At 61.1% G+C, this 16,555-nt stretch carries 12 protein-coding genes; 8 read left to right on the plus strand and 4 right to left on the minus strand.

All coding sequences use genetic code 11. From position 1 onward, the window contains the following. Positions 1–180: 180 nt before the first annotated feature. From HMPREF1224_RS41990 to HMPREF1224_RS42000, 3 genes are all read right to left on the minus strand, one after another. Positions 181–1,056 carry an alpha/beta fold hydrolase gene (locus HMPREF1224_RS41990; RefSeq protein ID WP_004349746.1) on the minus strand — a complete coding sequence of 292 codons (876 nt, stop codon included), beginning with the start codon at positions 1,054–1,056 and terminating at the stop codon, positions 181–183. Then, positions 1,053–2,579, minus strand: a complete 1,527-nt coding sequence (locus HMPREF1224_RS41995; RefSeq protein WP_010794177.1) for a flavin-containing monooxygenase — start codon at positions 2,577–2,579, stop codon at positions 1,053–1,055. Before HMPREF1224_RS41995 ends, HMPREF1224_RS41990 begins: the two co-directional genes overlap by 4 nt. Positions 2,580–2,962: 383 nt before the next feature. Then, positions 2,963–3,544 (minus strand): TetR/AcrR family transcriptional regulator, encoded by a 582-nt coding sequence (locus tag HMPREF1224_RS42000; protein WP_004349750.1) that lies wholly within the window; start codon positions 3,542–3,544, stop codon positions 2,963–2,965. A gap of 448 nt (positions 3,545–3,992) precedes the next feature. Here HMPREF1224_RS42000 and HMPREF1224_RS42005 point away from each other — a divergent pair, with 448 nt between their 5' ends. The 7 genes from HMPREF1224_RS42005 (at position 3,993) to HMPREF1224_RS42035 (ending at position 14,099) form a co-directional block, all read left to right on the plus strand. Further along, positions 3,993–4,880, plus strand: a complete 888-nt coding sequence (locus tag HMPREF1224_RS42005) for a phytanoyl-CoA dioxygenase family protein (protein WP_003158799.1) — start codon at positions 3,993–3,995, stop codon at positions 4,878–4,880. 61 nt (positions 4,881–4,941) lie between these two features. Next, a complete protein-coding gene (locus HMPREF1224_RS42010) occupies positions 4,942–6,309 on the plus strand; it encodes an NAD(P)/FAD-dependent oxidoreductase (RefSeq protein ID WP_010794178.1) in 1,368 nt (455 codons plus the stop codon). A gap of 110 nt (positions 6,310–6,419) precedes the next feature. After that, positions 6,420–7,067 (plus strand): hypothetical protein, encoded by a 648-nt coding sequence (locus HMPREF1224_RS42015; RefSeq protein ID WP_012614182.1) that lies wholly within the window; start codon positions 6,420–6,422, stop codon positions 7,065–7,067. A gap of 553 nt (positions 7,068–7,620) precedes the next feature. After that, positions 7,621–9,045, plus strand: a complete 1,425-nt coding sequence (locus HMPREF1224_RS42020) for a DUF1329 domain-containing protein (RefSeq protein ID WP_003089182.1) — start codon at positions 7,621–7,623, stop codon at positions 9,043–9,045. 23 nt (positions 9,046–9,068) lie between these two features. After that, on the plus strand, positions 9,069–10,715 hold the full coding sequence (locus tag HMPREF1224_RS42025; RefSeq protein ID WP_003089183.1) for a DUF1302 domain-containing protein: 1,647 nt from the start codon (positions 9,069–9,071) through the stop codon (positions 10,713–10,715). Positions 10,716–10,723: 8 nt separating this feature from the next. Beyond that, positions 10,724–13,126, plus strand: coding sequence for an efflux RND transporter permease subunit (locus HMPREF1224_RS42030; protein ID WP_004349754.1), 2,403 nt, complete (start codon positions 10,724–10,726; stop codon positions 13,124–13,126). A 10-nt stretch (positions 13,127–13,136) separates the two neighbouring features. Next, a complete protein-coding gene (locus tag HMPREF1224_RS42035; RefSeq protein ID WP_003144176.1) occupies positions 13,137–14,099 on the plus strand; it encodes a WD40/YVTN/BNR-like repeat-containing protein in 963 nt (320 codons plus the stop codon). Positions 14,100–14,183: 84 nt separating this feature from the next. Here HMPREF1224_RS42035 and HMPREF1224_RS42040 read toward each other — a convergent pair whose 3' ends face one another. Further along, the gene (locus HMPREF1224_RS42040; protein ID WP_003089190.1) at positions 14,184–15,050 is read right to left on the minus strand and encodes a phytanoyl-CoA dioxygenase family protein; all 867 of its coding nucleotides are present in this window, start codon (positions 15,048–15,050) and stop codon (positions 14,184–14,186) included. Positions 15,051–15,344: 294 nt separating this feature from the next. Here HMPREF1224_RS42040 and HMPREF1224_RS42045 point away from each other — a divergent pair, with 294 nt between their 5' ends. Continuing rightward, complete coding sequence (locus HMPREF1224_RS42045) at positions 15,345–16,544, plus strand: PucR family transcriptional regulator (protein ID WP_003160255.1); 1,200 nt, start codon at positions 15,345–15,347, stop codon at positions 16,542–16,544. The last annotated feature ends 11 nt before the right edge of the window (positions 16,545–16,555 follow it).

Below are 16,555 nucleotides of genomic sequence, written 5' to 3' on the forward strand. Positions count from 1 at the left end.
CACGCGCAGGGCGAACCAACGGCTCCGGCGTGTGATGCATGGCTCTGCGGTCGAGAATCAACCGGGAACCTTTTTGTCTTATGTGGGCCTGGATAAGCACGAACTTCGAAAAGCCCCATGCAAGTCCCGAGGTGTAAAAAGAGGGGCGGCACCCACCCGCCCCTGAAGGGATGTTCCGTACTAATGCATTTGGCCTGCGAGCAGGGAAAGCAGCGTTCCTGTCAGGCAGGCGGGGAAGTCATGCCCCATTCCCGGCAACAGCACCAAGCGCGCCCTGGGAATGGCCGCCGCCGTGGCGAAGCCTCCGCTGGTGGCGACCATGAGGTCTTTCTCAGCATGGATGACCAGCGTGTTGCAGCGAATTCGCTGGAGTTCCTGCGTTCGGTCGCCCGAGTTGATGATGGCGCCGATCTGCCTCGCCATCCCGAGGTTGCTCGCTTCCCCGCCGCCTCGCTCCCAGGCTTGCATGGCGTAGTCGCGATGGGCCTGCTCGTCCCATTCCAGCGTCGTACCGACGGAACGCATGATCTCCACATAGTCGCGAACGCTCTCCCGCTGGTTCCGGGGAGGACGCCGGAGAAGCTGCAAGATGGTCTTGAACGCTGGCTGGCCTACTCGCAGCGATCCTGTCGTCGAGAAGATGGACGCCAGGCTCATGACTCGCTGCGGATAACGAGCGGCAAGTGTCTGGGCGATCATGCCGCCCATCGACATCCCTACGACGTGCGCCGCACCCAGACGCAGGCCATCCATGAGGCCGATCACATCGTCGGCCATGTCGCCCAGGTCATACCCCGCAGTCGGTTTGCGGAAGAACTGTTGCAGGGTCGAGGGCGGGGTAACCTCGGTGAAGAAAGACCTGCCCGAGTCACGGTTGTCCAGCGTGATCACGCGCAGGCCCCGCTCGACCAGGCCGGCGATGAGCGCTTCAGGCCAGTAGATCAATTGCAGCCCCAGGCCGACGATGAGGATGACCGCAGGCGCGGTTTCCGGACCGTGGCTGCGATAGCAGAGGCTACGCTTGCCCGGTAGCTCGCAGAACCGATCCGCAGTCATCGCCCGCCGCCCTGAGTCTGAAGCGCCACGCTTCTGTGCAGGTAGGCGTCAGGCACCGTGCTGAACCGGAGGCATTCGTCGGCGACCTTCCCTCGGCGCAAAAGCTTGATGTCACGGAAGTAATCCATCGACATCACCCAGGGCTCGCGAGGCCCCTGGCGCGGCATGCCATCCAATGCCCGCTGGACATATCCGGCCCCGAAATCCAGCAGGGGACGGGTTTCGACACCATCCGGCGCCTTCGGCTCGCAGACGTTATGGCCCTGGCTGTCCATGAAGCCCAGCAAGCGACAGAAGTGGTCGCACAGCAGGCATACTTTCAGCGTCCAGGATGAGTTGGTATAGCCCACCGCAAAGGCAAAATTGGGTACGCCGGAAAGCATCGTGCCCTTGTACGCCAGCGTCTGGCTCAACACTACCGGCTCGCCATCCTTGTGCAGGGCGATACCGCCGAACAACTGTACGTTCAGACCGGTGGCCGTGATGATGATATCGGCCTTCAGTTCCGTGCCGGACTTGAGCAAGACACCGGACTCGGTAAAGCGCTCGATATGGTCGGTAACGACCGAGGCTTTACCTGCACTGATGGCCTTGAAAAGATCGCCTTCGGGAACCGAGCACAAGCGTTGGTCCCAGGGCTTGTAGGGCGGGTTGAAATGAACGTCGACCGGATAGCCCTTCGGTAATTCTCTACGGGTCAGCCATATGAGCAGCTTGCGGGCGAGCCCGGGGAAGCGCTGGCAGAATCGCCAGAAGACCAGGGTGATCTTGGCATTCTTGTAGCGCGTCAGTGAGTAGGCGGTTTGCGCCGGCAGAATCTTGCGAAGAAAAGCGGCAACGGAATCGTTGGCGGGCTGGTTGACGATATAGGAGGGCGTCCGCTGCAACATGGTGATGCTGGCGACCTCGTCGGCCATGGCGGGAATCAGGGTCACCGCCGTTGCGCCGCTGCCGATGACCACCACATGCTTGCCCCGATAGTCCAAGCGCTCGGGCCAGTGTTGCGGGTGGATGATTTGCCCCTTGAACTGCTCCGCGCCCTCGAAGCGTGGGCTGAAGCCTTGGTCATAACGGTAGTAGCCGCCTGCGCTGAACAGCCAGCGGCATTCGATGGTGCGGGTTTCTGCCGTGTGGCCGTCCTCGACGCATACCGCCCACAGCCCTTTGTCGCTCTGCCAATTCGCCGAGACCACTTTCTGCCGGTACTGGATGAAGGGGTCCAACTGGTATTCAGCGACGGCTTCTCGCAGGTATTCGAGAATGTCGGCGGCATCCGCCAGAGATTTCGCCTTGGTCCAAGGCTTGAAGTCGAAGCCGAAGGTGTACAGGTCCGAGTCGGAGCGTATGCCGGGATAGCGGAACAGGTCCCAGGTGCCGCCCATTCGCTCCCGGGACTCGAGAATCGCAAACACCTTGTGCGGCTGGTGACGTCGAAGGTAAGCCGCAGCGCCGATGCCAGACACACCGGCTCCTATGATCAGAACATCGAGCGGCTCAATTGGAAGAGCAGTGTGAGAGGACATGTCGCCTCCTATTGTTGTGTTATAGAGACTTGATCTTTTGACTTGATCGTTTGACCAGAATAGGCGCGAGCGAGTTGCTGGTACAAGGTGCGAAATGCACCAGGTTTCCATCGGTTTGGGTTTATTTGCACCTAGGTGCCGCAGCCAGTTCCCGCCAGGCCATGGCGGAAGGCCTGTTGCATGGACGAGAAGCGCACAGTCAACTTGCAGGACTATGAGGGGGAAGGACCGGCGAGATAGCCGCCCAGGATTCCGCTGGAAGCGGAGGCGGGGAGAGGAGAACTAGAAGAGGCGCTGCACCTGAACTGGCAAGAGGCCCGAAGAGCAGGGGCACGGCGAACCGTGTCACCATGCCCCTCTCTAGAGATGCGCCTTCGAAAAGATCAGAAGCTGGCCACCAACAGCTTCACAGCCTGGCAGGCGGCTTCGGTCTCGGCATTCAGCCGCTCCTGGTCACCATGGGCGGACCAGGCGAGAAGCAAGCCATCGAACAGGTTGATGAGCAAGCGACTGACAATGGCCAGCGCTTCCTGGTCCAGCACCGAGCCAGCGACCTGTTCAATGGCCTGCTTCGTCGCTTCGACGGAATCGGTGTAGATCTTGCTCGCCATCGCGGGGTTGTTACGCAGATTCCAGAAAAACAGCTCGAACTGCGTAGTCGCCAGTTCCGGATGCGTGGTGAACCACCCGACCAACTGGCGCAATATCTCTGCTACCGAGTCTGCCGCCGTGGCTCCCGCCGTAACATGCAGCAAGGACTGCTGTGGCTTGTCTATCAGGGATTCATAGACCGCGTCGAACAATTCGTCCTTGGTGTGGAAGACATAGTGCAGGGAGGCCAATGGAGAATTCGCCGCGGCCGCGATGCGACGGGTAGTGGCATTCGCCACACCATATTCCGCGATCACCTTCACGGCGGCCTCAATAAAGTCTTGCCTGCGCACTTCGGCGCCCACTCGAGCCATTCAGCTTCTCCTTCTTCGGTGTTGCCGCCAGGCGACTGGTCCGCTGTCGACCGGGACGAATGCTAACGCATGGCCGTCCCCCAATCCATGAGTCGACACGCTTGAGGACCGAGGCAGCGACCCTTTGTCTCTCCAGATGTTTCGCTCCGACCGCCGGCGATGCGTAGCCGAAGCGGAACAGGATCGAGCCTGGGCAATCCGCTATCGCCAGCGCGAACCCGCGTAGAGCCGGATCTTGATTCGGCAGGCCTTTCCTGAGCGCCGAGATGCCACGCAGAATTATTAATCGTTTGACTTGATCACATGATCATGTCGTATGATCAAACCTCCTTTCCTCGCCAGGCGCAAGGAGAGGGCGGTCTGACCGCATGAGAGTGAACGCTCATGGGCTGAGGTTGATTGCGGAAGCCCTGCAGAACAATGACAACACCACACAGGTAGGCATCAGATGAGTACGCGAAGATTGACGACAGTCAGCTGCGACACCCCGATCGAGCAGGTAGTGGAAATCATCAGGCGTGATGGCGCTGTCGCTATTTGCAACTTCGTCTCGGAAGAAACCTTGAAGTCTCTTACCGAGGACCTGGACAGCTATCTGGGCGTTACCCCCTGCGGCATGGACCCTTACTTCGCCGGCACCCAGACTCGACGTACCGCGCGGATCCTGGCGAAAAGCGACTCCGCCGTGGAAGTGGCACTGAACCCCCTGTTCCTCGAGACGGCAAAGCAGGTATTGCAGACTCCCACCCATGTCTGGGTAGGGAACGATCGGGTCGAGATCACGCCCGATATCCAACTGAGCATGACCCAGGCGATACAGATCGGGCCTGGACAAGGTCTTCAACCCCTGCATCGCGACGATGCCACTTCGCTCTGGCGGCATCCGCAGTATGGTCGCGAGGCTCGCTTGCAGCTCATGCTGGCGATTACCGACTTCACCGAAGAGAACGGCGCGACGCGGGTCATTCCTGGCAGTCATCAATGGGATGACGAACGGATGCCCACCCAGGAAGAAACCATCGGCGCAGAAATGAAGGCAGGCACTGCGCTTCTCTGGCTGGGATCGGTATATCACGGCGGTGGCGCCAACAGATCCGACGCTCCTCGCACAGGCCTGACCATGGCCTATGACCTGGCCTTCCTGCGCCTGGAAGAAAACCACTTCCTTTCCATACCCGTCGAGCGCGTTCGGCAGCTCCCCTCGCAAATGCAGCGTCTGCTGGGGTGGAGTGCCAGTTCCACGCTACTGGGTTGGGTGGAGATCGATGGTCAGATGCGTGACCCGCAAGAGCTGTTGGGCATGCCCTCCTTTTCCGAGGCGGGGAAGGGGTTCTAGCGGCACTGCCATGGATCGGCCCATGAGAGGAACAACGTCCGGCAACCCGGGAGTGATGTGAATGAATGCCTTCAACGGAGCGGCACGCAACAATGCAGAACCCATGAGATTCCGCAGCCTTGGCGGATGGGTGGAGCAGCCAGACGACCTGCAGCCGGCGCTGAAAGGCCACGAGCACACAGACGTAGTCGTGGTCGGCGCCGGGTTCGCCGGCCTGTCAACGGCGCTGGAACTAAGGGCGCGTGGAGCGAACGTCATCGTTCTGGAACAGCAGTTCGCAGGCTTCGGGGCCAGCGGGCGCAATGCCGGCTATCTGCTCGGCAGTATGGGCATAGAATGCGAGGTTTTCGTCAAGCGAGTGGGGCTTGAGCAGGCACGTAAGTTCGTCGGTTTCTATGACGAGGCCGTCACCTATGTGGAAGAGCGTTTGGCTGCGCTGGACATCGATTGCGATTACACGCCCTCGGGAATCATCCGGGCCGCCGTCCATCCCAGCCAGGAAAAGCGACTGCGAGCGAACATGGAGCTTGGCCACGCGCTGGGCTCTGTCACGCGCTTCGTGGATAGCGCCGAGATGCGCGCGCGAGGCATACCGCCCGCATTCCTGTTTGGCAGCGAGCAGCGTGGCGGCACCTTGAATCCGGGAAAGTACGTCAACGGCCTGCGTCGTGCGGCAATCAAGGCTGGCGTGAAATTGTACGAACGCACGCCGGTGCTTTCCTACTGTGAAGGGCAGGTGATTACCTGCAATACGGCCCAGGGTATCGCCACCGCCCCTGTAATGGTTCTGGCGACCAACGCCTACACGCCTCAGCTGGGAGTGCTCCGCAACAAGGTTGCACCGATCCGGGCTTCGGCAATCGAAACCCAGCCGCTATCGGCGGAGCAACTGGCGTCCCTGGGTTGGCAAGAGCGTGAAGGCCTCATTACGCCGCACTACACCATGGAAAGTCATCGCCTGACGGCCCATGACACCCTGCTGCTGACCGTGAAGCAATTGGGTTATGCCTACGGCTCGAAGACACCCAATGTTCCGGACCACGCCGCCTACGCCGCGTTGTCGAGAGTGTTGCGCGAGCGTTTTCCTTCCTTGCAGGGCCTTGCCATTCGGCATTGCTGGAGCGGGTATATCAGCGGGGCCTACGACTTCCTCCCCGTGGTCGGGGTGACAGGGGCCAGGCAGAACATCTTCTATACGGCGGGATGTTCAGGGCATGGCCTTGCCACTCAATCGCTCATGGGCGCGCTTTTCGCCGAGCGAATCGGCGGTGGAGAGCCTCCGCTGCTAGCGGCGCTGGAACACAAGACGCCATCCATGCTACCCGAGCCACTTCAATGGTGCGCCATAAAGACGGCCTTTGCGGCCGCCAGGCTACTGGATGCATGGACCGACAAGAAAGTGCGCAAAGACAAAGCCTTGAACGGCTGATAACGATGCGGGGAGTTAATGGGGTTATGCCCGTACTCCCTTGCACCGATTAGACACAAGGCATCGATACAACTCTATCTGAAGGGGCAGTTAACGTGGAACCGAGAGACTTGTTCGCTCTGCTCTCATGTATTCTCCTGGTGATTTCCGGATTGTTTTATGGCGCTGCATTCATCAGGCGGAAAAACTATTTGCTTGGTCTGGAGTTCTTGATCGTAGGTATCTCGGCATCGAACTTCACTACATTCATAGCCACCGGCTGGCAAGCCAACTACAACATCGCGATCTTTCTCGACGCCTTTTCGCGAGGGGTGGGAGTGCCAGTTATCGCTACGCTCGGGCTAATGGCAGTTACCCACGATTACAAACCGTCGCCCGCCAAGGACATCCTCATTTTTGTAGCTGGCTTTGCCGCTACCGGCGTCTATTTCCTGTCTGGAATCATCGAGGGATTCCTCCCTTATTTCTATGTATTCATGTGGTCAGCCTATACCTTGTATCTTTGCTACTTCACCTTGCAACTGGCCCGTGCAGGCGAAGCCCTCCATACTCTGGCCACCATCGCTGGCGGGCTGGCGGGCCTGGTAGTAGCGCTCAGATATGACTTCTTCCCGATTCCGGGAGACGACACGAAGATGGTCTTCATGACCATGGCCTTCCTGGCTTGGTCCTATTCCATGGCGCAGTTGTACTATGCCTATGGTGCGCTGGAGCGTTCGAACAAGGTATACGGCCAAGCGTTTCCTCGTCCACGATAAACAATACGGCGCGACAAGTTTTTCTTTCTGACCCGATAACCTGGCAGAACTGTTCTGCTGTAACTCCATGGCAGGCCCTGGCCCTGCCTTTTACCGCCCTTCGGGGCGGTTTTTTTGCAGGCACTACATCCGCTATAGTCCCGCTCCGCCGCGGAGCTTGCATTGTCGGATAAAGTTGCTCGATTCATGACCGGTCATATCCGATCGCTCCCTCTGACCCGAGGCGAAACGACAATTAAAAATGCCCGAGCCGATATCTACGAAAGTTCCCCTCAAGCTCTCTTGCGCCCTGTTACCAAGCATCTCCAGGTAACACATGTTTCCTTACTTCCCAAGGTGGTGCACAGGGCACTGGGCCTGGAACAGAACTTTTTCCATAACCGCCTGATTTATAACAATTAAAAAAACAAGAAAGAGAACTGGCATATGGTTTGCCTCATGATCGTCCGACATGGTCAATTGATCAGGTCAAATGATCATTATCGACAGGAGCCGACTTCTTCCCCTTGGGAGGTCGAGCAACCGGTCCATGCCCTGTGTGAGGAGCCATCCAATGAAAGATGTAACTGAACGGCTGGAAGGTGAAGCGCCCACCCGTCGTGTTTTCCAGCAGCAGTTGTTCATGACCCTCGCGGTATCGACCGTGCTCTGTTCGGTCCAGGCTGCGCCCCAGGGCCCCGAGGCGCTGGGGTCGAAACTAACCCCCTTGGGCGGGGAGATCGCAGCGAGTGCAAGCGGGGATATTCCTGCCTGGACGCAGCCTGGACAGCAGGACGAGGGATGGAGCTACGGCCAGGTGCGAGGAGAGCACTGGAAGTTCAAGGGCGACAAGCCGCTCTACAGCATCGACGCGAACAATCTCGCGCAACACTCGAGCAAGCTGTCCCCCGGACAGGTCGAGCTGTTCAAGAGGATTCCCGGCTATCGCATGGATGTGTATCCGACCCGTCGGACCTGTAGCGCTCCGGACTTCGTGGTCGAGAACACCCGGCAGAACGTTGGTTTCGCCAAGCTCGATGCTGCCGGCCTCGCTCTGGACGAGGCTCACGTTCCGGGCATCCCGTTCCCCATGCCGAGTACCGGTGCCGAGGTGATGTGGAACATGAAGATGCGCTACCGCGGCGTTGGCGTCGAAATTCCCCGGACCATTTCCGGAATTTCTCCACGCAAGGGGGGGGAATGGTTACGTCAGTCGACAGATACCTTCTTCTTCACGCCCTGGGGGAAAAAGGGGAGTGCGCTCTTCTCGTCAGTTGGCCGCCTGGAGAATGCGACCTTCTTCAACTACCTCGAGCCGGCTGCTCTGGCCGGCCAGTCCGCGGTACAGACTGCCGTGGCCGGCGAACAGGCCACGACCTTCTACTACTTCCCCGGCCAGCGCCGCGTGCGGCGAATGCCGTCGTACTCCTACGATGCGCCACAGATCGGCCTGGATAACCAGTACACCGTCGACGAGGCGAACGTCTTCTTCGGCACCATGGACCGTTTCGACTGGAAGCTGATCGGCAAGCAGGAGTTGCTGGTGCCTTACAACGATTTCGGTGCCTACGACACTGGCGCCAAGGTGGAGACGTTTGCCGGCAACGACTCGATTGCGCCGCAGTCGCGTCGCTATGAGCTGCATCGGGTCTGGGTCGTCGAGGCCAATGTCCGTCAAGGCATGCGCCATCAGGCGCCGAAGCGCATGTTCTACATCGACGAGGACAGCTGGAACCCGTTGCTGGCGGTGGACTACGACAAGCAAGGGCAGATCTGGAAAGTGCGCGAAGGGTTCTCGATTCCCGTGTACGAGACAGGCGCCTGCGACGTCCAGGCCCAGGTCCAGTACAACCTGGCGGATGGCCGCTACCTCTTCGACATGACCTCGATCGGTGCGGGCAAGAACGATATTCGCTGGCTCACCGAAGACAATGGCTCCCCCCGCCTGAAGCGTGACTTCTTCACCTCCGACAATCTGCGAGCCATCAGCGAGCGCTAACCGACGCCAGATCGAGAGCCAGCATGAAAAAAATAATTACGAAAGCCTCAGGCCTTGTCATCGCGTGCACAACCCCACTGGCAATGGGATTCACGTTCGAAACCGAAACCCTCAATGGCTCCTTCGACTCCACGATCACCGCAGGCATGGGTCTGCGTACCGAGTCACGGGGCTGCAACCTGATCAACCAGGGACCGACCGGGCACAACGCGCCCTCCGGCTGCCTGGCGCAGAGCTCCGGCGTGGCCGACCAGGGCGACCTGAACTACGACCGCGGCGACATGTTCACCAACTATCTCAAGGGCACCCATGAGCTGTTGCTGAAGATGCCCGAGGACATCACCTTCATGGCGCGCGGCACCTGGATCCGCGACTTCGCTGCCACCGATACCACCGGCACGCTGTCGTTCAACACCCCGGAGAGCGTCGGCAGCAACGGGCTGAGCGACGACGCTCGCGACGACCTCGCGTTCAAGGCCCGCCTGCTGGACCTGTGGGTGAGCAAAGGCTTCGACGTGGGCGGGCAGCGGGTCCGCGCACGCCTGGGCAACCAGGTGATCAACTGGGGCGAAAGCCTGTTCGTGGCCGGCGGCATCAACAATACCAACGCCTACGATTACCAGGCCTTGGCGCGCCCCGGCGTGCAGCTCAAGGAGGCCGTGCTGCCGGCGCCGATGCTCAGTGTCGCGTCGGGCCTGGGCTCGGGTGTCAACGTCGAGGCCTACTATCAATTCCGCTGGAACAAGAGCGAATTGCCGCCGGTGGGCAGCTACTGGTCCACCACCAACGCGCTGGGTGAGGGCAGGGGGGACTATGGATTCTCCGAAAAGGACGCCCGCGACAGCGGCCAGTGGGGCCTTTCGCTGCGCTGGCAGCCGGAGGACAGCGACGTCGCCTATGGCTTCTACGTGATGCGTTATCACGACAAGTTGCCATCGTTGCGTGTCGCCATTCTCGACCCGAACACCTTCGCGGCGGCACCGACCTGGGAGTACCAGGAAGACCGGATGATGTACGGCATCAGTGCCAACATGCCGATCGGTGACTGGGCCGTCGGTACGGAGCTGTCGTACCGGCCGAAGGACTCGGTCATGCTCAACCCGGTCATCGACCTGTGTACCGGCAACGGCGGCAAATGCTGGAAGGACGAGAAGAAATTCCAGTGGCACCTGACAGGCCTGTACAGCTTCACGCCGTCCAATTCCCCGACGCTTCTGGATTTCAGCGGGGCCAGCACGGGCAGCTTGCTGACCGAACTGGTGGTCATCAAGTACCCGGGGCTGCATGACGAGGTCAATGGCGAACCGCTCGCCGCGGGACTCAATGCCTGGCAGCTGGATCCTGCCAGAGCGCCGAAGTCCCGTGGCGACAAGACCTCTTCAGGGATCAACCTGGACTTCAGCCTGACCTATGACGGCACCTTGTTGCCGGGCTGGCAGGTCACGCCGGGCGTCTTCTATGCACGGTCGCTGGGAGGACGGACACCGAACCTCAGCGCAACCTTCACCGAGGACGCGAGCAGCATGAACCTGTACCTGAACTTCGTGCGGAACCCGGCCAGTTGGCAGATTTCCCTCAACTACGCGAAGTTCATGGGCGGTGAGACGCCCTACGACCAGCTTTATCGTGACCGCGATTATGTCGGCATCGCGATCTCCCGCACCTTGTGAGGCTTGCCGTGAACGGTTCTGTAAAGCTACCTGAGGCCCCGACACGTGGCCTGTTGTCATATGTCGAAGGTGTGTTGTTCAGGCATCGCCGGTTGGTGCTGGCGAGCCTGGCGGTATTCACGCTGATCATGGGCTGGTTCGCCGTACAGCTGCGCATGGATGCCGGCTTCGAAAAGCAATTGCCGGTAGGCCACGAATACATCGAGACATTCGAGGCCTACCGCAATGACCTGCTGGGGGCGAACCGACTGACCATCGTGGTCAAGGCCCGAGAGGGCGATATCTGGAGCGCCCCGGGCCTGAAGCGGCTGTATGACGTCACCCAGGCGGTGACCTTCCTCCCGGGAGTATCGCGCAGCAGCGTGCGCTCCCTGTGGACGCCCAACGCCTTCGTCAACGAAATCACCGAGGAAGGTTTTCGTGCTGATCCGCTGGTACCCGGAACGGTTTCTCCCGAGCACCTGGATGACCGGATCATCGCGAAGATCGCCAATTCCACTGCCCAGGGCGGCTTCATCGGTACGCTGGTTTCCCGGGACCAGAGCAGCGCGATGATCACGGTGGAACTCAACGAGTACGATAGCCAGGACGCCCATCTGGACTACGTAACCTTCAACCATCGGCTGGAGAAAGAGATCCGCCAGCGCTTCGAAGACGGCGATTTCGAAATCCAGATCATCGGTTTCGCCAAGCAGATCGGCGACATCGCCGACGGAGCTTCAGCCGTGCTGGAGTTCTGTTTGCTGGCGTTGCTGCTGACGGCGGGGGCGGTGTACTGGTATTGCCACTCGCTGCGTTTCACCTTGCTGGCGTTGGTCTGTTCGCTGGCCTCGCTGGTCTGGCAGTTCGGCAGCTTGCGCCTGTTGGGCTACGGGCTCGATCCGCTGGCAGTGCTGGTGCCCTTCCTGGTATTCGCCATCGGGGTTTCCCATGGGGTTCAGCAAATCAACTTCATCGTGCGCGAGATCGCCATCGGCAAGAGCGCCGAAGAGGCGGCACGCTCGAGCTTCACCGGGTTGCTGGTTCCCGGGACGCTGGCGCTGGTGACCGCGCTGGTTTCCTTCGTGACGCTGCTGTTGATCCCGATCCCGATGGTGCGGGAACTGGCGATCACGGCTTCGCTTGGCGTGGCCTACAAGATCGTCACCAACCTGGTGATGCTGCCGTTGATGGCGTCGTTGCTGCGCGTCGACGACAAGTACGCAGCCGCCCAGGAGGTTTCCCGGCAGCGTCGCAGCCGTTGGCTGCGGGGCCTGGCCCGGCTCGCCGAGCCACGCAAGGCGCAGTGGGTGCTCGGCGCGGCCTTGGCGGTGTTCCTGGCGGCGATCTGGCAAAGCCATGACCGCGTCGTCGGCACGCTGCAGGCGGGTGCGCCGGAGTTGCGCGAGGACTCGCGCTTCAATCGCGACGCGGTCTCCATCGCCAGCAACTACGACATTGGCCTGGACTGGCTCAGCGTGGTGTTCGAAGTCGACAAGGCTCCTTCCGAGGTGGCCTGCGAGGATGTTGCCCTGGGCCAGTACCAGGATCGTTTCGTGTGGGCCATGCAGGGGGTGCCCGGCGTCCTCTCGGTCGCGTCCTTTTCCACCACCATGCGTCAGTTCAACGAGGGCTACAACGAAGGCAACCCGAAGATGGCGGCGGTGCCCATCGACCCGATGAACTACGCCGCGCTGGCCACCGAGGTTGCGCGAACCCCCGGGCTGATGCGCACCGATTGCAGCATGTCGGCCGTGCACCTGTACCTGGCCGATCACAAGGCCACGACCATCAACCGAGTGGTGGACGCCGCCAAGGCCTTCCGCAGCGAGTATCCGATGTCAGGCATTTCGATTCGCCTCGCCTCCGGCAACGCCGGCGTCCTGGCAGCGATCAACGAAGAGGTGGAGAAGAGCGAAACCCCCATGCTGCTTTACGTCTATGCCGCCATCGCCTTGCTGGTGTTCGTGGTCTATCGCGACTTGCGGGCAGTCCTGGTGTGTTGCCTGCCGCTGACCATCGGCACCTTCATTGGCTACTGGTTCATGAAGGAGCTGCAGATCGGCCTGACCATCGCCACCTTGCCGGTGATGGTGCTGGCAGTGGGCATTGGCGTCGATTACGCCTTCTACATCTACAACCGCCTGCAACTGCACCTGGCCCATGGCCAGACGATCACCAAGGCGGTGGAGTACGCGCTGCTCGAGGTGGGCGTCGCCACCATTTTCACCGCCATCACCCTGGCCGTTGGCGTGGCCACCTGGGCCTTCTCGGAGCTCAAGTTCCAGGCCGACATGGGCAAGCTGCTGGCCTTCATGTTCGTCGTCAACATGGTCATGGCCATGACCGTGCTGCCGGCCTTCGCCGTATGGCTGGAGCGGGCGTTCCCGCGCAAACGTCCCGTGCGCATGATCGGCGCGCTGGTGCACTGAGGAGAGAAGCATGAAGTTCAGGGTTTCATTCACCGCGGCCTTGCTCGCAGCAGGATTGCCGCTGATGTCTCTCCAGGCCGCGCCGTTGCAGGCCGTGCCGGCCGTGCAGGCGGGCAATGCCACGCAGGCCACCATGCTGGCCGCCGGCTGGGCCGGAGAGCGGGTGGTTGCCGTGGGCGACCACGGTGTCGTGTTGTTGTCCGACGACCAGGGCAGGCAGTGGCGCCAGGCACGCTCGGTCCCACTATCCACGCCATTGACGGGTGTGTCCTTCGTGGATGCCAGGCACGGCTGGGCGGTGGGTCACTGGGGGGCGATCCTGTCCACCGCCGACGGCGGGGAATCCTGGCAGGTCCAGCGCCTGTCGAGCGAAGAAGACCGGCCGCTGTTCGCCGTGCACTTTTTCGATGCCCGGCAGGGCGTTGCGGTAGGGCTCTGGTCGTTGGTACTGACCACCGAGGATGGCGGCAAGACATGGACGGAGCAGCCGTTGCAAGCGCCTCCAGGAGCCAAGCGGGCCGACCTCAACCTGATGGGGCTGTTTGCCGACAACCACGGCACCCTGTACGCCACGGCCGAGCATGGGCAGGTGCTGCGCTCCGACGACCAGGGGAAGAACTGGCGTTACCTGGATACCGGCTATGAGGGCACCCTGTGGTCTGGCGCGGTGCTGGCCGATGGGCGTCTGCTGCTGGGTGGTCAGCGTGGCACCCTGTTGCAGGGCTCTGCCGATGGCAAGGCTTTTCGCAGAGTGCCAACGCAAGGCAAGGGCTCGGTCACATCCATAGCAGTGGCTGGCGCTCGGGTACTGGCGGTCGGGCTTGACGGACTGAAGGTACGGAGCAGGGATGGTGGAAACAGTTTCCAGGAAGCACCGTCGGCTGACGGCCTTTCGCTGACGGCGGCGCTGTTCAACGCCGACGGCACGCCGCTGCTGTTTTCACGTCGCGGAGTAATGCCCCGCCAGGAATGAAAGTGTTCACCGGCCTCTTTGCTTGTCCGGGGACGCGGTTGGGCCTGGCGCCTTCGGGGCCAGGCCGGCCAGCGTGGAAGGCTTCTAGAGCTGGAGATAGTCGGCCAGGTCTGCGTAGTTATGTTGCCACAGGCCTGGGCTGCCATTGGGGTACTGGGAGCGGAAGCCGAGGATCTTCTGAACGCGCGGAGCAAGCGTTCTGACCAGTTCGAGCGGCACGATCAACGGGTAGGCCTCTTCAGGCGTGATGATCGAAGCCTGCATCGGGATGGTCAGCCCGCGACGGTAGAAGTCAGCGGTCACGTTGGCCCCGCCGCCATGAACGACTTTCCCGCCGAACAGCACGGCATCTCCTGCTTTCAACAGGGCAGGGATCGTCATTTCTGGGGTTCCTACATCGTCGAAGTCATCCCAGTCCTGGCTCCCGGGGATCAAGCGCGTGGCACCGTTTTCCTCGGTGAAATCGGTCAGCGCCAGCATCAGGTTGGTGATGGTGCGCGGCGCATGTTTATTCATGGCCACGAACGGTTGGTACTGCGCCATGTCGCGGTGCAGCATTTGCGCTTTGTTGCCTGGGCCGATCTCGATCAACTGGGCCGTGGTCAGCCACCAGTCACCGCACTCCGCGGCGTAGAGCACATTCCCCAGGTCGTGAAAGAGGTCGTCATCGAGGATCTCCTCGCGAAAGGTCTTGCTGTGGGTGACGAGGTTGGTGAGCCGTTTGGTCTGGCGGCCATGGAACTCGGCGATCAGCTCGTGCTGGTGCTTGGAGCCGGCCTCGAGCGCGGCCAGGGGAGCGTCCAGTTCGTTGTTGATCCGTGCGACTTGTTCGGGGGTCATGAAGTTGCGGATGATCACCGCACCTGCCTGGTCGCTCAGCAGTGCAATCTCTTGCGCTGGAGTCGAGCGGGTTACGACGGGCAGGCTGAAGGTATCGCGAGAGGCTGACATTGAAAGAACTCCGGATTGAAGGAACGGTTGGCGCAGGCGGGTCGCTGCCCGGGCAACGGGCACCGGCGAACAAGCCCGCTTGCCACTGCGCTAAACCCCAAAAAAAGAACATGGAGCGTCACGGCGCCTCCTTGTATTTTTTTGTTCAGGCAGTGAGTTCATGCTAGGTTTCCCCCAACCTTGCGCCAAGGTACGAACTGCACCATTTCCTCTGTGATTTTTGAGTGTTTTGCACCGCCCATGACCAGTACGCCATCCTCCTGGCCACGCCCATCGGAAGCCGTTCGTGAACTCATGCGCAAAGGCGCCGAGCTCGCTCAGACGCTGCCGCCGGAGTGGGTCGAGCGCCTCAATCAGGCGCTGTTCTCTTCACCGGAAGATGCCAAGCTGCTGGAGGACCCGGTCATCCTCGCGGCGTGCCGGCGCGCCAACCGCGCAGAGTTGCTGCATTGGGCGAACGCCAATCTGCAGCGCCCCGGAGAACCGGTGCAACCCTACGTCTCGGCCGACATGGTGGACACGGCCAGGGAACTCGCCCGCAGAGGGCTGTCCGAGCTGCTGATGAATGTCGCGAGGTCGACACAGAACACCGCCTGGGAGCTATGGATGAAGATGGCCTTCAACCTGACGCAGGATCCCAGGGTGCTTGAGGAATTCCTGGAGGTCTCGTCGCGGTCCATCTCGGAGTTCATCGACAGCAACATGCGTGTGGTGACCCAGATCATCCTGGAAGAAAAGAGCGCCCAGGCCCATGACGACCCGATCGACAAACGAAGCCTGGTCAGTCGGCTGCTCGAGGGCAGGGATGTGGATACGGAGCAATTCGGCAGGCGGCTGGGCTACAGCCTTTTCCAGAAGCACTACGCCGGCCTGGTCTGGTGCGAAAGCCCGGACGCCGAGATCCGCCTTCTGGAGGATGTGGCGCGTACCCTGGCGCAACTCACGGGCACGGCGGCGCCGTTGATCGTATTCGCCGGCCCCGCGACCCTGTGGGTCTGGAGCCATGCGGCGAAACCGCTGGACCTGAACCTGCTGCAAGGCATCGCACTGCGGTTTTCAGGGATTCGCGCGGCAATCGGCTCGCCGGGCACGGGAGTCAATGGCTTCCGTCGCTCGCATCTGGAGGCCCTGACGACGCAAAGGCTGATGGGCCGCCTGGCGGGCGCACCCGCCGTTGCCACTATCGACCAGGTGAGGATGGTGTCGCTGATGACCCAGGACGACCGCGCGGCCAGGCAGTTCGTCTTGAGCACCCTGGGGCGGCTGGCGACGGAGCCTTCGGTGCTTCAGCGCTCGCTGCACGCCTTCCTGGCCAATGGCTGCAATGTCACCCAGACCGCAGAAGCGCTGGGCACGCATCGCAACACATTGCTGCGCCGGCTGGAGCGTGCCCAGGACCTGTTGCCCGTCCGGCTTGCCGATCATCGCATTCAGATCGCCGCGGCCCTTGAACTGGTGATCTGGAGTACTCCCCTGATCGATGATGATAAATAACCATAAAGACC

The sequence above is a fragment of the Pseudomonas sp. P179 genome (assembly GCF_000478485.2).
Taxonomy (GTDB): domain Bacteria; phylum Pseudomonadota; class Gammaproteobacteria; order Pseudomonadales; family Pseudomonadaceae; genus Pseudomonas; species Pseudomonas aeruginosa.